General features: G+C 52.2%; 10 protein-coding genes. 5 read left to right on the top strand and 5 right to left on the bottom strand.

Going from position 1 to position 21,512, the window contains the following annotated elements; translation table 11 throughout:
• The first annotated feature begins 7 nt into the window (after positions 1-7).
• The 3 genes from H5P27_RS08725 to H5P27_RS08715 all read left to right on the top strand — a co-directional run bounded on the left by H5P27_RS08725 (position 8) and on the right by H5P27_RS08715 (position 7,509).
• Positions 8-3,694 (top strand): TonB-dependent receptor plug domain-containing protein, encoded by a 3,687-nt coding sequence (locus H5P27_RS08725; RefSeq protein WP_185660021.1) that lies wholly within the window; start codon positions 8-10, stop codon positions 3,692-3,694.
• Between the two features lie 175 nt (positions 3,695-3,869).
• The gene (locus H5P27_RS08720) at positions 3,870-6,887 is read left to right on the top strand and encodes a histidine kinase (RefSeq protein WP_185660020.1); all 3,018 of its coding nucleotides are present in this window, start codon (positions 3,870-3,872) and stop codon (positions 6,885-6,887) included.
• Entirely contained in the window at positions 6,877-7,509 is a 633-nt protein-coding gene (locus tag H5P27_RS08715) for a response regulator (protein WP_185660019.1), read from the top strand. The genes H5P27_RS08720 and H5P27_RS08715 overlap by 11 nt, the downstream gene beginning before the upstream one ends.
• A gap of 34 nt (positions 7,510-7,543) precedes the next feature.
• Here the strand turns inward: H5P27_RS08715 and H5P27_RS08710 are convergent, their stop codons facing one another.
• Positions 7,544-8,548, bottom strand: a complete 1,005-nt coding sequence (locus H5P27_RS08710) for a LacI family DNA-binding transcriptional regulator (RefSeq protein WP_185660018.1) — start codon at positions 8,546-8,548, stop codon at positions 7,544-7,546.
• Positions 8,549-8,681: 133 nt separating this feature from the next.
• Positions 8,682-9,557, bottom strand: a complete 876-nt coding sequence (locus tag H5P27_RS08705; RefSeq protein ID WP_185660017.1) for a substrate-binding domain-containing protein — start codon at positions 9,555-9,557, stop codon at positions 8,682-8,684.
• 250 nt (positions 9,558-9,807) lie between these two features.
• Here H5P27_RS08705 and H5P27_RS08700 point away from each other — a divergent pair, with 250 nt between their 5' ends.
• Complete coding sequence (locus H5P27_RS08700; RefSeq protein ID WP_185660016.1) at positions 9,808-10,305, top strand: hypothetical protein; 498 nt, start codon at positions 9,808-9,810, stop codon at positions 10,303-10,305.
• Between the two features lie 28 nt (positions 10,306-10,333).
• Here the strand turns inward: H5P27_RS08700 and H5P27_RS08695 are convergent, their stop codons facing one another.
• Positions 10,334-12,358: a TonB-dependent receptor gene (locus tag H5P27_RS08695; RefSeq protein WP_185660015.1), complete on the bottom strand. Its 2,025-nt coding sequence runs from the start codon at positions 12,356-12,358 to the stop codon at positions 10,334-10,336.
• A gap of 1,541 nt (positions 12,359-13,899) precedes the next feature.
• Here H5P27_RS08695 and H5P27_RS08690 point away from each other — a divergent pair.
• Complete coding sequence (locus H5P27_RS08690) at positions 13,900-14,886, top strand: LacI family DNA-binding transcriptional regulator (RefSeq protein WP_185660014.1); 987 nt, start codon at positions 13,900-13,902, stop codon at positions 14,884-14,886.
• Positions 14,887-14,995: 109 nt separating this feature from the next.
• Here H5P27_RS08690 and H5P27_RS08685 read toward each other — a convergent pair whose 3' ends face one another.
• Positions 14,996-15,508, bottom strand: a complete 513-nt coding sequence (locus tag H5P27_RS08685; RefSeq protein ID WP_185660013.1) for a hypothetical protein — start codon at positions 15,506-15,508, stop codon at positions 14,996-14,998.
• Positions 15,509-15,538: 30 nt separating this feature from the next.
• Complete coding sequence (locus H5P27_RS08680) at positions 15,539-21,358, bottom strand: rhamnogalacturonan lyase family protein (protein WP_185660012.1); 5,820 nt, start codon at positions 21,356-21,358, stop codon at positions 15,539-15,541.
• Positions 21,359-21,512 lie beyond the last annotated feature (154 nt).

Below are 21,512 nucleotides of genomic sequence, written 5' to 3'. Positions count from 1 at the left end.
CAAACCTATGAAATCGAATCGAAATAGATACAAAATAGTTCGATGGCTGCTCACTGCCGCAATAGCCGGCTCCTGCAGCTCGATCTACGCCCAGAGCGAGGACTCGGAGGAGGAAGTTTTCGAACTATCCCCGTTCGAGGTTAAATCCTCAGACGACGACATCGGCTACCGCGCCACCAACACCCTCGCAGGTTCTCGACTCAACACCAGCGTAGGCGATCTCGCGGCATCAATCTCCATCGTTACCAAACAACAGATGGAAGACACCGCTTCAACCGACCTCAACGACATCTTCCGCTACGAGGCCAGTACCGAAGGCTCTTCAACCTACACTCCCGGAGTCGGCGTTCTTCGTGGCGACGGTATAGCGGACGTGAACGCTGGTTTCGCCAGCGGCGCAAACGGCATCGCCATGACCAACGCGACTGCGAACACCGTTCGTGGCCTCGGCGCTCCTTCCGCGTCTATCAACTTCTACCGCGCTATCGCCCAAATCCCTCTGGACTCCTACAATGTTCAGTCGGTGGAAATCAGCCGTGGACCGAATTCGATGTTGTTCGGTACCGGAAGCCCAGCAGGCGTTGTCAACCAGAGCCGCACCTCTGCGATCCTGAACGAAAATGCTCAATCGGTTAAGATCAAACTAGACGACCGCGGATCAAAACGCGTCAGCTACTCGATCAACAAGTCACTCGTCGAGGACAAGCTCGCCTTCGCGGCAGCCTTCCTAATGGACGACAAGGAGTTCGAGCGTAAGCCGTCCTACGACGACACAAAGCGCTTGTATGCATCTATCACCTACAAGCCGTTCGAGGACTCCAAGTTCAACTTCAGCTTTGAGGACTACAGCAACGACAATCGCCGTCCTAATACGCTTACCCCAGTCGACTACGTTACGCCGTGGATCGAAGCAGGTATGCCGATGTACAACCCCATCGATCAGATGGTGACGTATACAACAACTGGCGAGCAGGTAGGCCCATTCATCACCAGAACAGGCAGTCCACTCATCGACGATGTCCGCTCCTACATCATGGGCTTGTCCGACTACGACGCGTCCCTCTGGAACGACAGCCAAACATCCTATAACGGTCGCTCGATCGTCGGCTGGACTGCACTCGCCGAAAACGGTTCCGCTCTTCAGGTACCAGGCATGCGTTGGACCAACAGTCGCCCAACGATGCAGATTGCTAACGGAGAAACAGTAAATTGGGTGCAGGCCAGACCCGGAGGCTACCGCACTGTATACGGCACCGACGAAAACCCAGCGGCTAACGCGGCATGGGGTCCTTCCTCCGATGAAATCTACGCAAACGCGAACAACTACCCAGTCTACGAGCAGCAGTGGAGCTCTTCAGCAGACTACTCTGCACGCGGCGGAAATATCGCTAGCTGGAAGTATCCAGGAGTCACCGACCAATCCATCTACGATTGGGAAAATCTGAATATCCTTCAGATGAACTACGGTGAAGAGGATGCCCGCACCCTGAATTTGGAGTTCGAGCAAAAGATCAATGAAGACCTCTTCTTCTCCGCAGGCTGGTTCCGTCAAGAGTTCGAATCCTACTCGAGCTATACCGTTTCTCAGCTAAACGCTACGACTCTCTACGTCGACACCAACTCCTATCTGCCAACTGGGGAAGTAAACCCATACGCAGGCGGCGTCTACGTACAAGATCTCGACCCAGATGCCTTCCAGAACGAGCTCACCAACGATCAGTACCGCGCGATCCTGGCCTACACGCCTGATTTCACCGGAAACGATGGCTGGACCCGCTGGCTCGGAAGTCACCAATTCATCGGATTCGTTTCCGAAGAAAAGGAAACCCAAGACTTCTACCGCCTCCGCTTCAACTACATCGATAGCGGCGAAGAAGAAGCTGGCATGATTCGCTACCTAGCGAATCCAAACAACGATGCTGACGGGAACCCAACTGGTTACCGTAATGAAGGAGCAACTACGCGTCGCGCGTTCTACCTGACCACGCCAAACCTCGATCCTAGCCAATACGGCATGATCAACACTGGTAGCGGCGAGTGGAACTACCGCGAGTTCACCGGCGACATGGACGTGTACAACTGGGATGCGGAATCCTGGCAAGAAGTGTCCTACACCGCTAGCTTCAACCCGCACTCCGCGCACACCGGCAGCAAGCAAACCAAGATCAGCACTTGGAACATCGGCGGCACCAGCCACTTCTGGGAAGACCGTATCGTGGCCACCTACGGCATCCGCGAAGACGAAGTTTCGAATCGTGGCACTACTTCAGGAACAATCACCGACGCAGACGGAAACGTACTCGCGGAAGCCTTGACCCGTCCTGAACAATACACTGACGGGCTGCTAAACCTAGACGCCATCATGGATCGTTACCGCCCATGGACAACGATCTCCGAACAAACGAGCACCGGTGGTATCGTTCTTCGCCCCTTCCAAGGTTGGGATGGCATCGAGTCCCGCGCCAAGGGTGGTAACCTCTTCGCCGAGTTCCTAGACACAGTCGGATTCACCTACAACAAGTCAGAAACCTTCAACCCGCCAACATCGGCTCGCGTAGACCTATTCGGCAATGCGCTTCCAAAGCCAAGCGGTGAAGGTGAAGACTACGGTATCCAATTCTCGCTGTTCGAAAACAAGCTCTTCGCCAAGATCAGCAAGTACGAATCGACCAACGAAAACGAGCAAATCAGCGGTGGAACAGTGTTCTCTCGCTTCACAAGCAACCTCGACCAGAGCACCTACCGCAACTGGGCACGCACCATTGCTCTTATCAACTGGGGCCAGGACCCAACAAACACTGAAACCTTCGGAGCAAACCTCTCGACTGCTCAAGAAGAGCAGCTCGAAGCTGACATCGAAGCAATCTGGGGACTCCCTTACGACTACTACAGCGACCTCGGCACTACTGGCGCGACTCGCTCCGTTTTCGCAAAGGGCACCGAAGTCGAAATCGTATACAATCCGACTCCAAACTGGACGCTCAAGCTAACCGGATCCGAGCAGGAAACCGTCTACGCAAACGTCATGAAGGAATACTCCGAGTGGGCAGACACACGCATGCCTAACTGGCTATCCGCTAGCGCGTCGGACTACCTTCTTCCAGAATATCAAGGACTGGCAACCTACACCACTGACGGTGGTACAAACGTTGATCTGACCAACTTCTGGAGCAGCTTCGGTTACGTCTCCCAAGTCCGGGAGACCAACCCTGTGAACACTACTGTGGAAGCTTACTACAACAGCATCCTAGTCCCACAAGTTCGACTCGCTACCGATCTAGAGGGGCAGGTCATCACCAACCAAAGCAAGTACCAAGCCGCACTCACCACCAACTACCGTTTCTCCGACGGCAAGTACAAGGGATGGAGCGTTGGCGGCAGCATGCGTTGGCTCGACAAGAAATCCATCGGCTACTACGGCAAGGCTAGTGGAAACAACGGACCAGACTATATCGACATTTCCGATACAACTCGTCCCATCTACACCCCTGCTCAGACCTACTACGATTTCTGGCTCTCCCACAAGCGCCCAATCATGGACGGCAAGGTCGACATGAAGGTTCAGCTCAACGTGGTTAACGCCTTCGAAGGCGGCGGTCTACAGGTAGTAGGAGTGAACTTCGACGGAACTCCATACGGCTACCGTATCATCGATCCAAGAAAGTTCATGCTCTCCATGTCTTTCGACATGTAGGACCCGAACTAAACTTACCGATTTCAAGAGGCGCCTCCGAAGAGGTGCCTCTTTTTTTGTCTCAAGCCAACGCCTCCTCCTTCATCATAGGACAATGTGGAAGCGGCAGCATTCGTAGCTTGGCAAAAGCCAAGCTGCCAACATTCTCGAAACAACCCGCAGCCTATACTCCAAGGTGTATCCAAAACGAGAAAGAATCACGACTCCCCGCCGCTCCAAACTTGCTTCGTTCGCCCTCAAGTGCGTTCTAACCAGCTTCCTGGCGTTCTCCTTATCCGTCCCCCCATCCCTAGCTACCGAGACAACGCCCCTGAGTGAAAGCTACCTGCTTCAAACCTGGAGCGGTAAAGATGGCCTTTCCAATAGGATAATCAACCAGATCGGCCAAGATGCGGACGGATACCTTTGGCTCGCGACCATGGGCGGATTGATCCGTTTCGACGGAACAAATTATCGCGAATTCAAGATACCGCCCCAGCACCAGCCTCGCGGATACAACATCCGCACTCTAGTATCCAGCCCTCAAGGGAAGCTCTTGCTTCAACCAACCAGCGGGAGAATCCTCTTTAGGGAGGATGGTCAGATTGAGGAACACGCTTCCTCTGCTACAATCATACCGGAGCAGCCACGAGAAATGTTCTATGCGGCTGACGAGTCACTATGGATTAGCACCGAAAGCGGGTCCATCCTACGCTGGACACCGCAAAACTCCCAGTGGTTCGGGACGGATACGACACCGAAGAGAAAGATCAACGCCAGCTTCGCTCAAGACTCCTCCGGAGGCAGCTGGATCAACACTTCCTCCTGCTTCGGAATCTATAAAGATGACAGATGGTCGACTCCGGAAATCGACCTTGGGAAGCCGATTCTCATTGGGCAGGGAACCAATGGAGAGATTCTGCTTTTCGCGGAGGACGCCCTCTACACCTACCAAGACGCCCGCTTACGGATGCTCTCCAATCAAGTACCGTGGCAAGATAACCCGGGAGAATTGTATGAAGCCATCACTGACAAATGGGGCACTATATGGATTGCAGCCGGCAAGCTCGGCCTGATCCATTGGGAAGAGGGTCGCTTTCTGCCTGCACCCGAAAACTTCCCATTCGTGAACGATCTCACGCTCGACAAATCGGGCAACATCTGGGCCGCATCCTACGGTAATGGATTGGGCAAGGTGACCAAGCGCTCCACAACGCTACTAAATCGAAGTTCGGGACTTCGCTCGGAAATTAGCTCCTCCATCTATCAGGACTCAGACCAAAACATATGGATAGCGAACGGGGACGGCGGAGTTTATCGGATCCAGAACGACAAGCCAGTAAGCACCAATACGCTTTTTCAGGATAGCCTACTCGCCGCCAACACCGTATCCATCGATCATGAGAAACAGCTTTGGATAGGAAACGAACAGGGGCTATTCGTATCAGCGTTTCCATACAAAGTGGCTGAGAAAATCCAAGATGTCCCTAAAAACGTCCATATCCTTCACGTATCGTCCGACAATAAAATCTGGTTCGCTACGAACTTCGGAAGATTCGGACACTCAAACACACCAGCCACATTTGGACATATAGAAGGCGGGGAAATTGTATTCTTCGACGATGGGGCCGGATACGACGGCAAACCCATCCAATCCCTCGCGGAAAGCTACGATGGCGAGATGTGGGCTGGGACCTACACCGGTTTCCTATTCAGAGTAACGAACGATCGGGTAGAATTGATCCATCAGCAGAGCTCTATTCCCGACCTGCATTTCGACAGCGAATCAAGACTATGGATCGCATCCATAACCGATACACTGATTCTCGAGAACGGCACAGTTCATTCGCTCCAAAATAATTCAAACTACCGAGACAAGGGCGTGCCATCGATCTTGGACGACCAAGACGGAAACATATGGCTGGGACTCAACCGCTTCCGCTTGGAGCAACTAAGAGAAAAAGTCCTTACCGGTCAGCCCGCTCCCATACCTGAAAACTTCAACCGTATTACGCGGGATCTAGACCTTTCTATTTTGGTCAACTCGCATCCATTCTCTCAAATGGACCGCGATGGACGGCTCTGGTTCACCACCTCCAAAGGCGTCCTAATCCTTGATCCGAAAGCACTTCCCGAAAGAGCAGAGTCCCCCGTTGTCCTGATAGACTCTGTATCCATAAACGGAGATACAGTGGCTACCGACATTCACGCGCACACGATTCCAGCCGGCCCGCATAGTATCAGGATAGAGTTTTCGTCACCAAACCTTTCAAACCTCTCTAGAAGCTACATACGCCAGCGACTGTTGGGAGCCGGAAAAGAGTGGGAGGATGCCAGCTATACAGACACCCTCCACTACTCAGGCCTAGCTCCGGGCGAATACCGTCTCGAGCTTCAAGCCGGTAGCCCTGCCGGGTGGAAAACTCCCGCCACAACTCTTGCCTTTGAAGTCCTCCCCCCATGGTGGCAAACGATCTGGTTCCGTGTCCTAGGGCTTACCGGCGCCATCGCCTTCGTCGCGATTTTCATTTGGATATGGACCCAGCGACGCATGCAGGCCCAGCTTGCCAAACTAGAGCAAGACCAAGCCCTCGAACGCGAGCGAGCCCGCATCGCTCGAGACCTCCATGACGACCTCGGCGGCGGACTCAGCGCCCTTCAGCTCTTTGCTTCCAGACTCGCCGAAGAGCCGGAGAGCAAACGCTCCAAATCCCTCGCCCAATTAGCCGAGCGAGCCCGCCGCCTAAACGCCGACGTGCACTCCATCGTCTGGCTTTTTAAACCCGGCGAAGGTACGCTTCAAGAGCTCGCCGAACTCATCGAGCAATATGCCGCCGAGATCTTCAAGGGCAGTACCATCGATTGCCGTCTTAGCGACCCGGGGACGCTCCCCTCGGTCCCCCTCACCCCAGAAGCCCAGCACAACCTATTTTTCGCAGCCAAAGAAGCGCTCACCAATTCCCTCAAACACGCCAACGCTACGAAAATATCCGTCGAGCTTAGCTATAAGGACTCCACTCTAAACTGTATACTCAAGGACGATGGAATCGGCCTTCCAGCTCCAGCAGACCAACAAAGACGCAGGAACGGTCTAATCAACATGCAAATACGCATGAGAGAAATAGGTGGTAAAATAGACTTCCACAGCGACCCTCAGACCGGTACCCAAATTACCATTACCTATCAAATTTCAGATCCAAATCATGTCGATTAAAGTAAGTATCGTCGAAGACAATTCCGACCTTTGCGAAGAGCTGAGCCAAACGATCGATTCCGATCCCGCGCTCAATTGTATCTCAGTTTCATGCAATGTCCAAAGTGCCTTGGAGGACTTGCCCAAAGCAAATCCTGACGTAGTGCTTATGGATATACGCCTTCCCGACGGAAGCGGCATAGAACTCGTAGAAACGCTCCAGCCAAAGCTGCCACATGCTCAATTTGTCATGCTCTCCCTCTACAAAGATAGCAAAAACGTCTTGGACGCCTTGTCCTCCGGAGCCATTGGATACCTCACCAAAGATTCTTCCCGTTCCGAAATAACCCAAGCGATCCACGCCGCCCACGCCGGAGAGTCTCCACTCAGCGGTGCCGTGGCGCGAAAAGTCATCAACAACATCCATCTCAACCGAGAAAAGCCACGCTACGCCGCAAACCTGTCCGCCCGAGAGAGAGAAGTAATGGAGCAAGTCGCGCTCGGAAAAAGCGACAAGCAGATCGGCGCTACCCTTCACATCAGCCTCCCAACAGTAAATACCCACCTGAAACGGATTTTCAGCAAACTTGAAGTTCACTCCCGAGCGGAAGCCATTTCCCGCTACTTCATGGGTAAGTCCTAATCCAATTTACTTGTCAGCTCGGCTCTCTTTACCACTAACCGCTACGGACGGAATTCCGTTCGATCAAGCGAACCGGAAAACTCTGTATCCGATTTTCAACGTCCCGTCCATTAACCAACTGCTCCACCAGGGAAACGGCGGCGTCTGCCATATCTAAGAGAGGCTCCTCCACTGTGCTCAATGGAGGATTCATTAGTTCGGAAAGCCCCTCGTTTTCGCCTCCTAAGACAGAAATATCCTCCGGCACTTTCACTCTCATCAGATAAGTCAAAGTGTGGAGAGCTTCGATTACTTCAAAGCTCGCCCCGGGCACATACAAGGCCTCCGCTCCTGAGCGCACGATGCGGGCAAGGGCGGACATACGACCATCGGAAGAACATACCGCTACACAATCTGGATCCAGAGACACGCCCTGCTCCCTAGCCGCATCTGCGAAGCCGCGCAGCCGTTCCCGCTGAGTCAGGCTTTCCTGGGCAAGGAAGGCCAGTTTCCGCTTCCCCCGGGAAAAGAAATGCTCGGCTGCGATCTTACCAGCCGCGTAGTGGTCGGAACGTACGCAATACTGACGGTCGTTTACATCGAATTTGTCGATGTAGACAACTGGCATTCGACTCTCCAGCTCTGACAAAAAACTGCTGAAATGGGACACGCAGTTTATCGCAATCACTCCGTCCAAAAACATGCGGGGCAGCTCATCGATCGGATTGGCGGGAAAAGCGATACCGAGGCCCCTTCGGGTTAACAAATAAGCAAGATGAGAGGTCAAGGTGGCCGTATAGCCCTCGATCCGATCCGGATTGTGAGGATCGGTCAAAACAGCGATCTGCTTGGATCGCGCTGAACCTTGAGGCCGCAAATTTAGCTCCCGAGCAGCCTTCAGCACTATCTCACGGGTCTTTTCAGAAACGTTGCTTCTGTTATTTAGAACACGACTAACAGTGCCCAGCGAAAGACCAGTCTTCTCAACTAAATCCGCGATGGTGGCCTTCTTGGGCGACTTGCTTTTACTAGGGGTATTGTCTCGGAAGTCAGAACTCATCAGACGTAGTGCCACGCTGCTGCGCTGCAACGGGAAATGTTGCCCGAGCTAGGGCGTGGCCCTCAAGTAAAAACGTCAACCTGTTCCTCGATCCAGCCTTACCGAGTCGAGTAATAAGGAGTGAAATCGAGACTTAGCAGGCGGCCCGTTCAGAAATAGAAGACCGGTTGCAAGAAAATCGATCCAGCCCACGAAAACCGCCGTGATCCAACTGGGTAGAGCTCCGCTCCGATATTCCCTGAGGAGCCATCTTGACCTGAAGCTCCCCTGCCTCACCACTCATGAGCGTGTGAAGGCGCTCAGCTGCCTTGTAACCGATCGACTCCGCTCCGCAGTCGATGCTCGACACCGGCGTTTCTGCGAATTCGCAAAAGGCAGCCCGATCCCCCACTCCCAAGACGCCAACCTGGTCCGGAACAATCAGGTCGTTTTCACGGCAAACCTGCATGGCCGCCAAGGCAGTCAGATCATCGGGAGCCAAAAGGCCCAAAGGGCCACCCAAACGTTCTGCTAAACCTGGCAAGTTCTGCAAAGAGACCTCCCGCACTTGCACCCCGGAGTTCGTTCCCGCTTCGCGAAATCCACTGAAGAGCTCCTCGAAACCAACTCCTTTAGCTCCGCCCAAGGCGGCAAGCGATGTGTACCCCTTGGAAAGTAGGTGCTCTGCTGCCAGTTGCCCTACCCGCCAAAGATCAGCACCGACTACCGGTATTCCCACACGCTTGCGCTCGCTTCTCAAGTTCACGCAAGGCAATGCGCTCAAACTGCTCGAATTCCGGAAGCCGCCATTCAGGAGCTCCAAATCAAAATCGATTATAGCTCCTCCACCGTTCCAGCTACTCAAGCCGCGCGACCAGCCGGCATGTCGAGTGCGGCAATCGAGAACCCAGCCGTGGTCGGATCCAAATCGCTTGACGCCTTCGTAAATTCTTTCATCCCAGGCTCGCAAACCCAGCAAGATACGTGGTGAGGAAGGAGATCGGGGGAATCTCGGGGATAAGTCTAACATAGAGCAGTAAGGGGTAAAGATACTAGAAGAAGTGGGGGCGAGCTACCAGAGGAGTATAATCCAACAAGCCAGCTAACGGTATCACTTAAACAAGTGATTTTTTTCTCAATGCAGCATAAAGGCCTGACATTTGCCGCCCGAAGACTCCCAATCCTGCAAGAAATCTCGAGACTGGACTCTAGGATCATCAGATGAACTAAAGGTCAAGAGCCAGCCACAATCCGAAGAGAAACACCCCATTTTACCCATCATGAAAAAAGCCCTCAGCCTCGCCGCGATGCTCTTTGCTGCTCCCTCTCTGATCGCCCATGACTCGTTTGAGATTACTCTCGAGATCCAGCAGAAACGAAAGACGATAGAGGTGAGAATGGAAATGGCCTGCTCAACCGCCACCGCTGCCACCGATCCCGAACCCTCAAACGGAGTTCTATTCGAACCCGCAGAATTCTCGGAATGGGAAGAGAAATTCCTAGCAGCAGCGCCCGAGCTGATCCACCTCGTCGACAACAACGGAGCTCTCCCACTGAAATCCACCTCTAGCAAGCTCTCGCGTGAGGACGACGTTTTAATCCTTTATAGCTACGAATCCGCAGAGGACTTGCCATTGGAAATCCAAGCCCCGATGCTCAATCGTTTCCCAGATATGGGCTTTGGAGTCCTAGTCACCTTCCGAGACAAGGCAGGCAAATGGTACCCGCCCTTCGTCTTGTTCCTAGATTCTCAACAGGCGCCCCTTCCCGCCATCTGAGAGTAGAGAGCCAAGGCTCCCCAGCGTCTTAAAACAAACGCTTCAAACTCACCTGTAAGCGACGGGGCTTCATCACGTGCGAATGGATATCCGCTACTCCCTCGGCTAACTCGCCAAGCAGACGCGATTCGTAATAATAGCTGATATCCGGATCACGAGAGTCGAAAAGATTGGATACTTGGGCCATCCACTCCCAGTCCCCATGCTTGCCAGAAATCCTTAAGGAGACGCTTTCCGAAGCCTCCGACATGACGCTACCATCTTCGATCAGAGGCCGTTCTCCAAAAAAGCGATACCTTAGCCCAAGACTCATCGCATCGGACAAACGATAAGACAGGCCCCCACCCCATTTCTTCTTAACAACGCCTGGAATGAAACGCTGATCGGCAGGTCCCTCCGCAAAAGAGCCATCGCTCCATGCAAAATCCAGATCCGCATTCAGACGTTCGCTGATAGCAAAAAACGTCGTCCAATCCACCCCGCTCCGTTCACTTGATAGCGACGCCTCCGTGCCGCCCGCGTCCCCGACATACAGAAGTTCGGAGTCCAAATTCATACTCCAGAAGGCCACGGACGAATTAAACTTGCCGGCTAGCTGGTAACGAAATCCGAACTCATGGCCGCGGGATGCCACCAAAGGATCAACCCCAACCACCGCGCCCCGAGCGTCGTTGCTGTGAAACGATTCGCCGGCGCTGAGGTACCACTCCATATTGTCGTTCATGGTGTAGACTAGATTTGCCTTAGGACTGGCAATAGAATCGCCAGCGTCTCCGGAGTTTTCTACCTGATCGCCAAGCACGGATATATCCGTATTATCAAACCGGATACCAACCTGGGAACGCAATCGAGGAGTCCAATTGACACGCATTTCGTAGGCTCCGGAAACCATTTTAACATCCACCTCATCTTCACGCACTGTCGACAAACGTTCACGCTCGCGAGTTGCGTAGAGACCTAGACGGTCAATGTCGTCCCAACGGCCGGAAACGCTCAGCGTGTGGGTCGTCTGCTTTCCTAGGAGCTCTACGTGATAATAGGATTTTCCAAAATTGAATCCGTAAAGCTGACGTCGGTCCGCCTGCTCAAATTGGTCTCCATTTTCCTGATCCTCTAGGAAGTAGGTAAAATTCGACCACAAGTTCATGTCATAGTGAATCGCGTACACGGATGCGAAGGTTCGCTGATCCTTGTCGTCCAGACGCCAATTCGCCGAAAGACTGTATCGCGTGGAGCGACCGCCTACAGTCGGATCTATGTATCCAAATTCCGATATCTCTCCAGATTCAACGAGCCTATCAGGTATTTGATCCGTTGCGTCCCAACTTGCATCGTAGGCCATGGCAGTCAGTGAAAAGCGCTGCCCAGCCCCTTCCTTCGAAAAACGAAAGACTCCATTTCGCTTCTGCAAGTTTTCGTCAAGGTCCCAAGGGCCGTCGTTGTCTTCCAACTCCATGGCGAAGAGAGTATTCCCCGCTTCCAACTCTCGCGACACTCCAGCGACAAATCGTTGTTGACCGTATTCATCCAAAGCAAGCTCCGCGAAATCCTGAGCGAAAACGTTGCGTAAACTCATACTCGCCGAACCGGCAGAAGAAAAATCTCCGACCATGGCGTAATAAGGGCCCTTCAGGTAGGAAACCATAGATACCATTTCAGGTATCAGAAAATTCATGTCAGCATACCCTTGTCCATGTCCATGAGAGGCCATGTTGATCGGCATTCCGTCGACCGTCACCAAAAAGTCAGTACCATGGTCGAGATTGAATCCACGCAGAAAATACTGATTGGCCTTACCTGTACCGCTATGCTGAGTGGCGATCATCCCCGGAACCGACTCAAGCAAGCCGCCCGCCCCCTCCGCCATGAGAAGGGCCAAATCATCCGATCCGACATAGCCCTGCGAAGCGCTCACAGCCTCTCCATGAAGCGACGTCTCTTGACCCACCACTTGGAAGGCGGGCAGATAAATCGTCGAGTCCGCATATAGAGTCAGGGCCAACCCTACTCCGAGAGAGCAAGATCCAAGGCGCAAAAAAGAGGGTATCTTCATGGGGTGTAAATACGAGTAGGGTCAGATCGAGGGGGGACAGCCTGTCCATTCCCTATCATTACAGTAGCGAATCAAATAAAGAGATCTGCCGAAAATGCCCTAGTCTCTGACAGTAAGCCAACCGGGCAAAGACGGAATCCGCCACCCGAAGCATATCAGCACAAGCTCATCAGCTTAGGGCCACCGGGAATCGAACCCAGATCATATAAGTTTTTTCACTTATTAAAAACTCATCGACGCATTCTTATTTTACTTATATTCAATTACTTATATCTATTTACTCTGCACTGAACTGAAAGACATAGCAAGAATACGCATGGATTTCACTCAATTCTTTGGCAATACTTGGCAATATTTTGCCCTAAAATTTCGATCCAAGTCTCCCTTTTTTCGATCAGCTACATCCTCATCCCGATACTGTACAACTGAGAATTTCGGGACTCAACAAACAGCCTTTTAATAATTACGATAAGTAATATTGTGAAACGACTAGACAAGAGCTCACTACTCGAAGCCTTTACGATAGAACGGCCATACTCCTAGCCTACGACCCGAGACGTCGATGGCGTCGTTAGTTCAAACGATGCAGTAAAACAACTCGCTGCAAAAGCCGCAAGAGACCTCCAACATAACTGCATGAACCGCAATGTGCGGCAGTTCCCCTCGCCCGGTCCAGCGAAAGGCAAACGCAAGCTCTCGATCTAAATTCCAGGTCTCAAGATATTCGTGGCGACAGCCAACTAACTTCTCGCGATAAAGGCGATTGCATGCCGCCGTCCTCTTCCCTGATACCGCGGCGACTACGCGGACCACGTTTTCACATCAAATAGATCGGGATGAGAAGCGTAGAGGAAATTCAGGAGCCCATCGACCAGTTCTTCCTAGGCTAAGTGAGTTCCGAAGAAAAAATGAGAAATACGAGACCTACCTGATAATGGAGGCGAACAAGCAAGGATCCAAATCCAGATCGACTACGACGTTACCTTTAGGAATTTGGGTACAATATCCGCGACAGGATGCTTGAATTCTCTCGGCTCGTGACAAGCCGCAAGCAGCCCTCAGCCAGACTCTAAAAAGCCTAAAACGAGGGCGGCACTTGCATCGGGAACGATGTCAGCCGCAACATTCGTTATTTAAAAACGTCAAAAAGTCGGCTAGATCTTTCGATAGCTGAAGAGAACAATCTCCGTTGATTTCGAGCAGCTGTCGCGTCAATGGAGAGCTCTCCCCACTGACTTTCAACAACTCGGCTGAACCGACGATTCCGTTCAAGGAATTCATCAGCTTACACTCATAATCCACTATAAGTCCTCGATTCATTGTAAGCAAAACACTAGAGTCGCTAACTAGCTCTTAGCGGATGAGGTGTAGTATATAATCCCCAGATCTCGAAAATTTTGAAGTTACCTTTTGCGAAAATCTGGTGACTTTTTCCGCAGATCACGCACTGAGGAAATACGAGGGCCCCATCTGACTTTGACAGCAGCGGGAAAGAGTTTTTCCTTAACTCGTTAAACCTCCTTGCTTCAACAAGTTAGTCAGTGGCCATTACTCTCCAAACCATAGCCGATAAAGTGGGCGTTACTCGAGCTACAGTGTCGATGGCCCTGCGAAATGATCCCAAGATTTCGGCCGCTCGACGCGAAGATATACAAGCAGCAGCTCGCGAGCTGGGATACAGACCCAATCCCCTTGTATCCACCTTGATGACACACCTTCGCCAAACAAAGGAGCCGCCCCTACACACTGGCTTACTCTATCTCGTATCGGGAACGCGCCCCCTCCCCTGGCCAACTGGCAGCACTCCGCACCTAAACCTAATCGGAGCGACCAAACAGGCGGCAAGGCATGGTTATCGACTCGAGCCATTGTGGATACGAGAACCAGGCATGAACGACGCGCGGTTCGCAAAAATCATAAAATCCCGCAAGATCCCAGGGATAATAGTGGGCCCCAAAGAGGACGCCCTCAATTTTCCTGAACTCCCACTTGAGGAACTCTCCGTGGTTATGATTAGCCAATCTTTCCACAGTCCTCGACTCGATCGGGTCCTAACCAACTTCCACGCCTCCATCCACCTTGCTATGGAGAAGATCAAATCCGATCCACATCCACCAGTGAGACTCATCTTACCTGAAAAGCATGACCGCAATGTGCAACATGCGTGGAGCGCCTATTACCTCTATGAAAGTTTTAGGAAAAGGAACTACAAATCGCCCATTATAACCCAAGATCCAAACGAAGCTGTCGAGTGGGTCGCCGCTCACCCCGGTTGCACTGTTCTGGCAACCAACCTTGTACTCATGTGGCTCAACGATGCAGGTCTCTCAGAGAAGGAGCATTTCAATTTCGTTAGTCTCAACGTCGAAAATCGTTCCGATCTCACCGGAGTGAAAGAACCTGGACTCGCAGTCGGTGCCGTCGCTGCTGACACAGTTATAAGCCGGATCCAACTCAACATGACTGGGAGTCCCGAAAACCCACATACCACACTTCTGGAACCGACCTGGCAGGTCGGAGAAGAATAGACATCACAAGTCTCCCGAAAAAAACGCCCCTCGGGAAAGGGGCGTTTCGATAATTTGATCTCAGATCCGCTAAAACGGAGCCAAAGGCACAGGGTTTCAGAAATGCTAACTAATCGATCGCGAACGAGGCATCGTCCCTCAGTAACCATTTTCTGGAGACAATCTTCTGGCCATCCCAAATAGAAACAATCGCCCTCGTTTCTATTCCCTCCTTAAATCGGTCAAAGAACACAGCTTCTAAAACACATGGAGAATTCGACGTTTCATAATCTAGGATAACTTCCACATGACCTTCTCGTGTAAGCCGTGCCGATACAGTCTTAGCGGATAGTTCATCGCCTCCAGAATCCAAAACCTGAAAGTACTCGCTGAAACACTCTTCAAACGGAGCCTTTACCTTGTCGAACTGTCGAGGTCCAAGAACTGTGCGGCCGCCAGTCTCTTCTAAGCACCCCCAAAGGGCGCTCCGGCTAGCCTGGACGACTTGCAGCTTGATACCCTCTTCGGTTTTCCAAACATCCACGCTCACTTGCAGTAGATCGTGGGCTCTCGCGGACTCGTACACCGCGAGAGCTGTAACGAAAACCAAGAACAACTTAAGCTGAATCGAACTTATCTTCATGACTATTTCTGCTCGTTAATCCGCGAGGCTTCAATGACCGAAGTAAACCCGCATCCAGTGGCGCACTACATCTGGCGTGAAGTTAACCGGGTCAACAAGTTCGGAGTGTTTATCGATCGAGAGCTCATTTGAAATAAGACGTCCCACGAGGCGGGAGCGACCTCCAAGCTCAACCTCACCGGAAGGTACGATCACCGTTCCTGAAAGCTGGGCAAGATGCTCCATTTCCAGGTCGCCCTCTACAATCTCGAGATGCAGCCACTCAGGCTGTGATGGAGTACCAAATACATAGTCAGTTTCCACATCACCTGCGACTCGTATAATCACCGGACCTTCGAGCCGAACCGAAGCAAGACCGTGAAGCTCTAAACTCTGGAATTCATAAACGCTTGGCTCGCTCGAGTCGGAAACTCCTAGTACAAGTGTTCCCAAGCCATTAACTTCGAAGTCCCCATAAACTCCAGCTGGAACCAAAACGGGAGTGAGGTAGTAGTTAAGACTCAAGTCACGCACTTCGCTCCAATTAATCCCACGACGATGGCGGCGTCCAAAACGCAGGCTTAGGTCGCGAGTGCCCTCAGGTTCGCTGACAGGATCAAGCTCAGGCATTTCGATAGGGTCTACATGCTGTATCAGGTAACGCAGTACACTATACCTTTCCAGTACGACTTCATGGTCGCTTGGCTCGATAGAGCCATCCCCATCAAGAAGGCCCCCAAAGACTGCCTTTCTGTCAACGCTGACAATTGGCGTACCGGGAACAAGAAGATCTCCGTAGACTCCAGAACCTCGCTCGAACAAGACATCTTGCGCTTCGAGAACCTGCATTGATCCATCGATTTCGCCCTCAAGGCTTGGTGGATACTTTACCAGAGCTGTTATTCCGATAGTGAGTTCCGCAGTTTCTTGAGCGTAATAACCTCCGCCGTCAACGGTTGCCACCACTTCGTAGGTTCCTGGGTAAGTCGGCAATTCAGTGGAGCCGTCGTACGTAACTACCACTGTCAGTTCAGCGGGATCGACAGTGACTTCGGCTTGCTTGGGAAGCCCATCGTAGTTGAATGACAAGTTCGATATCTCGATTGTGACCTCAACGACTTCGATCGTTACCGTCAGCGAACTTTCGACCATAGCAAATGATGCGAAGGTATTAGCAGGCAACCCGGTGGCCACGAAGTCAGTCGCCTCAAAATCGGTGCTTCCAAATTCAGCTATCGTAAACGTGCCCGCACCGCTGCCATTCAAAGCTACTTCGAAAGGTCCTTCTCCCGACTTGAGGAGAGCTCCGGCTAGAGTAAGCGTATCGGAAACTCCATCACCATAAGAGATGGATAAAGTTTGGCCGGAGTTCCAAGTCAAAGAATGGATACCGACCACACCAGAGTAGTCATCCCCCACTAGTACCTCAGTATCTAGCGCAATCGCTCTCTCAATCGTACCCTCGCCCGAAACGCTTCCGTTGCGTAGCAAGATTGGCTCGCCAGCTCCAAGGCTGCCGTCAACCTGCAGCATACCTCCTTCAATGACCACTGCTCCACTGAAAGTATTGTCGCCAGAGAGAACCAACGTACCGGCACCTGACTTTGTGAAGCCGCCTAGTCCGGATATTTCACCGGCAAGCCCGATAACAACAGGAGCCTCCTCGATCGCATCTGGGGCGATCGTAATGTTCCCACCCTCCGGTAGATCAATGGCCAACTCCGTCGACCAGCTCGCGGTCGCGCCCAACAAACCGGACTCAAGAATCACTTCGGATACGTATTCGTCGACGCCTCGGCGTTGGATTCCCCCAGCCCCAAGGTAAACGTCGCCACCTGAGATAAGGAAGGTTCCGATGCCGCTGGTGATCTGATCACTTTTACCAAAGGTAACTTCTTCGATGTATGAAGTTCCATCGTAGAAGCTAGCGGTCGCAGCATTCTTAGACTTTCCGTTGAGGATCAGTCCTCCTTCGTCATCTGTATCCAGAATAGTTAGAAGTCCATCATTAATAACACGAAGATTACCACCGCGGCCGCTGGTGTTCTGCTGACCGAGCACGATATGACGGGATAGATTTACTTCCCCACCTTCGACAGACATATTTCCAGTCGAGTTCGCAGTACCTAGCAACATGTAGCTAAGGTTGGATACACCACCAGTTGTTATAAACCCGTTGTTGTTGAAGTTGATTCCCGAACCGCCACTTCGGCTCATCTGGATGCTTTCAGTGTTGAATACACCTCCATTCACTTGGACGAGACCACCAGTGTTATTCATCAGTCGAATCCACTGGAAGTTTGCGATACCGCCGTTGATTTCGATCTTTGCGCCACTGTAGATATCGGTCGCTCCGCTGGCGTTAACTTCACCTCCGTCGACTGCGAGAGTACCGCGCACTCCGCTAGTAGCAGATGAAACGTCCATGTCCTTAGTATCGGTGACCGCACCTTCTAAGAATCGGAGCGTACCGTCGCGTACGTAGAAACGATCGCTGATCGTGACTGGAGCCGAGATCGCAACCTCGCCTGGTCCTTTCTTTTCCACTACGAAACCGCTGCTCATCGGAACTTCGATGTTAGCACGCTCGCCGGCAGGTAGGTCGCTGACGATTTTCGAAGTTTCGCCAAGCTCTCCGACAAGTGACAAACTACCTTCCCCACTCAGAGTCCAGCTCGCGGGAGTCGCTGGATCGGTATCGCCAAACAGTAGTTCAACGACCGTCTGATCCTGGTCCATCACCACCGTGTTGTCTGCGAGGAGATCGAGGCTCGCGAAGTCAGCCACGGCGCTTTCGCCTTCGGCCACGATACCGTCGACCCAGTTGCTGTTATTCTCCCAACGACCAAGCGTGGAGAGATTTGACCACTGGCCGTCCCCGAGGAGGACTCGGGTGAATACCGGACCGTCGTATCCAGAATCTAGTACATTGCCAGAGACATCTTCGATTCCAGTTCCGGAAGCGATCTGTTTGAGCATGACAGTCCCGGGTCCGGCCAATCCTTCCAACTGAACGTCGTAGACAAGTCCATCGACAGTTGAGACATTCGAGATCGCCCCGGTCAGCCCCCCCGTAAATTCGAGTTCGAAATCTGCCGAATCTACGCCGCTTACTTCGCCGTCATAAGTGACTTGGAAGGTAACACGCACTGCTGGAGAGGTATCCACTTCTGGGTCAGTTTGTACGATCGAAACCACCTCTGGAGCTGCCGTATCAACAGTGACCTTTAGAGGTTCAGCTCCGAGGCTGCTTCCGATGTAAGCGGTAAAATTATGCTCACCGTCGGCGAGCTCGACCGCGGAGTAGTCAAAGGACCAATTGCCGCTCGCATCAGCGGTCGCGGATCCGAGCGAACCTTGTCCAATTTTGAAAACTTGTACTGTTTCCCCCGCACTCGCAGTGCCTTGGAAGCTGATGCTATTATCGTTTGTTACGAAATCGGAAGACGATGCTCCGGTATCTACATCAATTGATACTAGGCTTGGAGCGGCGACCGACGCATCGACATTGCGGCTTACTGGGTTGCTCAGGTTGCCAGCGATATCCATCGCAGTAACGGAAAAACCAACAACACCGTCAGGCAACGAAGCGTCTGACGTGATAGACCAGACGCCGTCTCCTCCGACCTCTGCCACACCTACTGAACCGACTCCGTCGATTTCAACTTCGACCCAAAGTCCTGGAGTCGCGTTTCCAAATGCGGTGTATCCACCTTCAGCGTTGCTAACGATTGCTCCAAGAGCTGGATCAAGCGGAGCTACCGTAGAGATTGTCAGCTTGCATGGATACGAATAGATATTGTTACCATCATCGATTCGGGCAACGAAGTGGTAAACTCCATCTGCCAAATCCGTTGGATAGTCGTACGACCAGAATCCATCAGCGTCCGAGCTAACGGTTGCGTCGTCGCCTATGCCCACACGTGATACGATCACGGATACATTTGGCGGAGCAATACCGATCAGAGATGGAGTCGCGTCGTTGGTGATGCGGTCTGTATCTAAAAACCCATTATCATCCATGATGGATGCGATCGCCGGAGCATCAGATTCCGCAGTTACGATTGGCAGGATGTTCGGCATCGGAGGTGTCGCCATTCCTTCTCCCAAATAGTAGTCCACCATATGGGACTGCTGGTATCCCTTAACCGTGAAACACTGGCGATACTCGGGATTATGAGCCAAGGTGTAGAGGCGAGTATCGGATGGGATCGTCGAGGTGTATATCATCAAACGAGATTGGTCGTTCATCTCAAAAATAATCTCTTCACGCCAATCACCGAGGATGTCCCCGTAAAACGTAGGAACGTCGCGAGTAGTGTAAACCGCGCCTTGACGATAGGCGGTAAGCAGTCGGTCTTCTCCGCCGGTCTCTGGATTCCATTTGTTCACCACCTCTTTATTCATGTTCTCGCCGAGAACGTCGCCATCCCACCAAACACGCATGTTAGGCCATGGACGGTAAGGTTCGGGCGACAACACATCACCTGTCTGAACATTGTGGATACCATGAAAGGACCAGTACTCATAGCCGCGAGCATCGGGATAAACGTCAGCAGCGACACCACGACCAGCGTCTTCGATTCCACCATAATGACCTCGCAGGATCTCGCCGGTCCCCGCGTCGTAGTAATAGTACAAGAGGCCGGATGAATTGTTTTGCTGGATACCGAATCCTTCTAGACCTGGTCTATCCGGATCGAGGTCACCGATGTGAAAGCGGTCGCCGTGCACGACACCTTGCTCAGAAAGTGTGTAGAGCACAGAACCATCGTCGTCTAGAACGTAACCACCATCGCAGATCTCATCACGACCATCGCCATCAACGTCCACTATTCGGATTTGGTGGAAATTTGGATACACGTCTTCCCGTGGTCCAGGGATGAAGCTCCAGCGCTCGGTGAAATTGGTACCGTCGTAATCGTAAGCAGCCACGAGCAGATTAAAGTCGCCGCTTCCGATACGGTTCTTACCTTTTAAGACGAAGCTCGGATTCACTCCATCCAAGTAGGCAATACCGAAGTGCATCGTCAGCGAACCGTCGACAAGATAGTCGTCAGGCACCGGGGCACGCGCGAGCTCGTCACCTGTCATACCATCAAGTACCGAGACAAATTGGCGGTCGTCGTCGGCTTCAGTGATCATTTCGCCATCGGCAAAGATCACACCATCGGCTCCGATGGTGATGACTTCCGACTTACCGTCGCCATCCATATCGAAAACGGTGATTCCGTCAGCGTGACCGACGTTGACGGCAGCCGAACCGGGCTCGATGTTGGTTCGGTCTTTAGAATTTTCTCCAAAGTCCATTCGCCAGAGGAAAGTTCCGTCCGCAAGGTAGGCTTCCAGAAGTGAACTGTCAGAAGCCTTATTTTGCATACGGCTAACGATGTAGTCGTATTCGCCATTTCCATCCAGATCGCCGACCCAGACCACATGTACGTGGCGATCTCCGGCGTCTTGCAATGGCAAAGACAAGTAAGGCTGCACTCCCGAATTCGCCGCGACGACAAAAGGTTCGCTAGGCGTGAGCTCCACTCCATCCACTACCGAGCTGACGGTGTAACTATTTTCAGAAGTGAGGTCTACCCCTGTGTCGATAAAGTTAGTACCTTCAGTGAGAGGATCAGGATTCAGCTTTACTGGAGCTGCTCCTCCCGTCGAACGGTAAACGTTAAAGGCTAGATCCTGTGGTTCATACCCCAACAGTCGCCAACTGACGAATACAGTGTCGCTGTCGGTGGGCAATGCTACAACCCCCCTTCCGAGGTTCTCCATCAATCGCTGTCCCTGTAGGAACGGTATGAATAGGGTAAACAGTAACGAGGCCATAACTACAATGGCCCGATTCCTTGGCAAATAGGAGTTCATAGTGGGGTGGGGTGAGAAGTTTCGATCCAGAACACGCTGGATAGTACAGAACGCTTCGAATCAAGTTACCGCTGCCCTTCAGAGGCGATCAATTACAAGTGTCTTTTTCCGGAAAAAATGTGCCAATACGCGAAAAAAGAGTTTCGAAAGGACA

It is taken from the genome of Pelagicoccus albus, assembly GCF_014230145.1.
GTDB lineage: Bacteria > Verrucomicrobiota > Verrucomicrobiia > Opitutales > Opitutaceae > Pelagicoccus > Pelagicoccus albus.
This window is presented reverse-complemented; position numbering and strand designations above follow the sequence as displayed.

Bases quoted from the DNA above. Each gene is read 5' to 3' on its own strand.
- H5P27_RS08725 (WP_185660021.1), top strand. From the start codon at position 8: ATGAAATCGAATCGAAATAGATACAAAATAGTTCGATGGCTGCTCACT.
- H5P27_RS08715 (WP_185660019.1), top strand. From the start codon at position 6,877: ATGTCGATTAAAGTAAGTATCGTCGAAGACAATTCCGACCTTTGCGAA.
- H5P27_RS08710 (WP_185660018.1), bottom strand. From the start codon at position 8,548: ATGAGTTCTGACTTCCGAGACAATACCCCTAGTAAAAGCAAGTCGCCC.
- H5P27_RS08705 (WP_185660017.1), bottom strand. From the start codon at position 9,557: ATGTTAGACTTATCCCCGAGATTCCCCCGATCTCCTTCCTCACCACGT.
- H5P27_RS08700 (WP_185660016.1), top strand. From the start codon at position 9,808: ATGAAAAAAGCCCTCAGCCTCGCCGCGATGCTCTTTGCTGCTCCCTCT.
- H5P27_RS08695 (WP_185660015.1), bottom strand. From the start codon at position 12,358: ATGAAGATACCCTCTTTTTTGCGCCTTGGATCTTGCTCTCTCGGAGTA.
- H5P27_RS08685 (WP_185660013.1), bottom strand. From the start codon at position 15,508: ATGAAGATAAGTTCGATTCAGCTTAAGTTGTTCTTGGTTTTCGTTACA.
- H5P27_RS08680 (WP_185660012.1), bottom strand. From the start codon at position 21,358: ATGAACTCCTATTTGCCAAGGAATCGGGCCATTGTAGTTATGGCCTCG.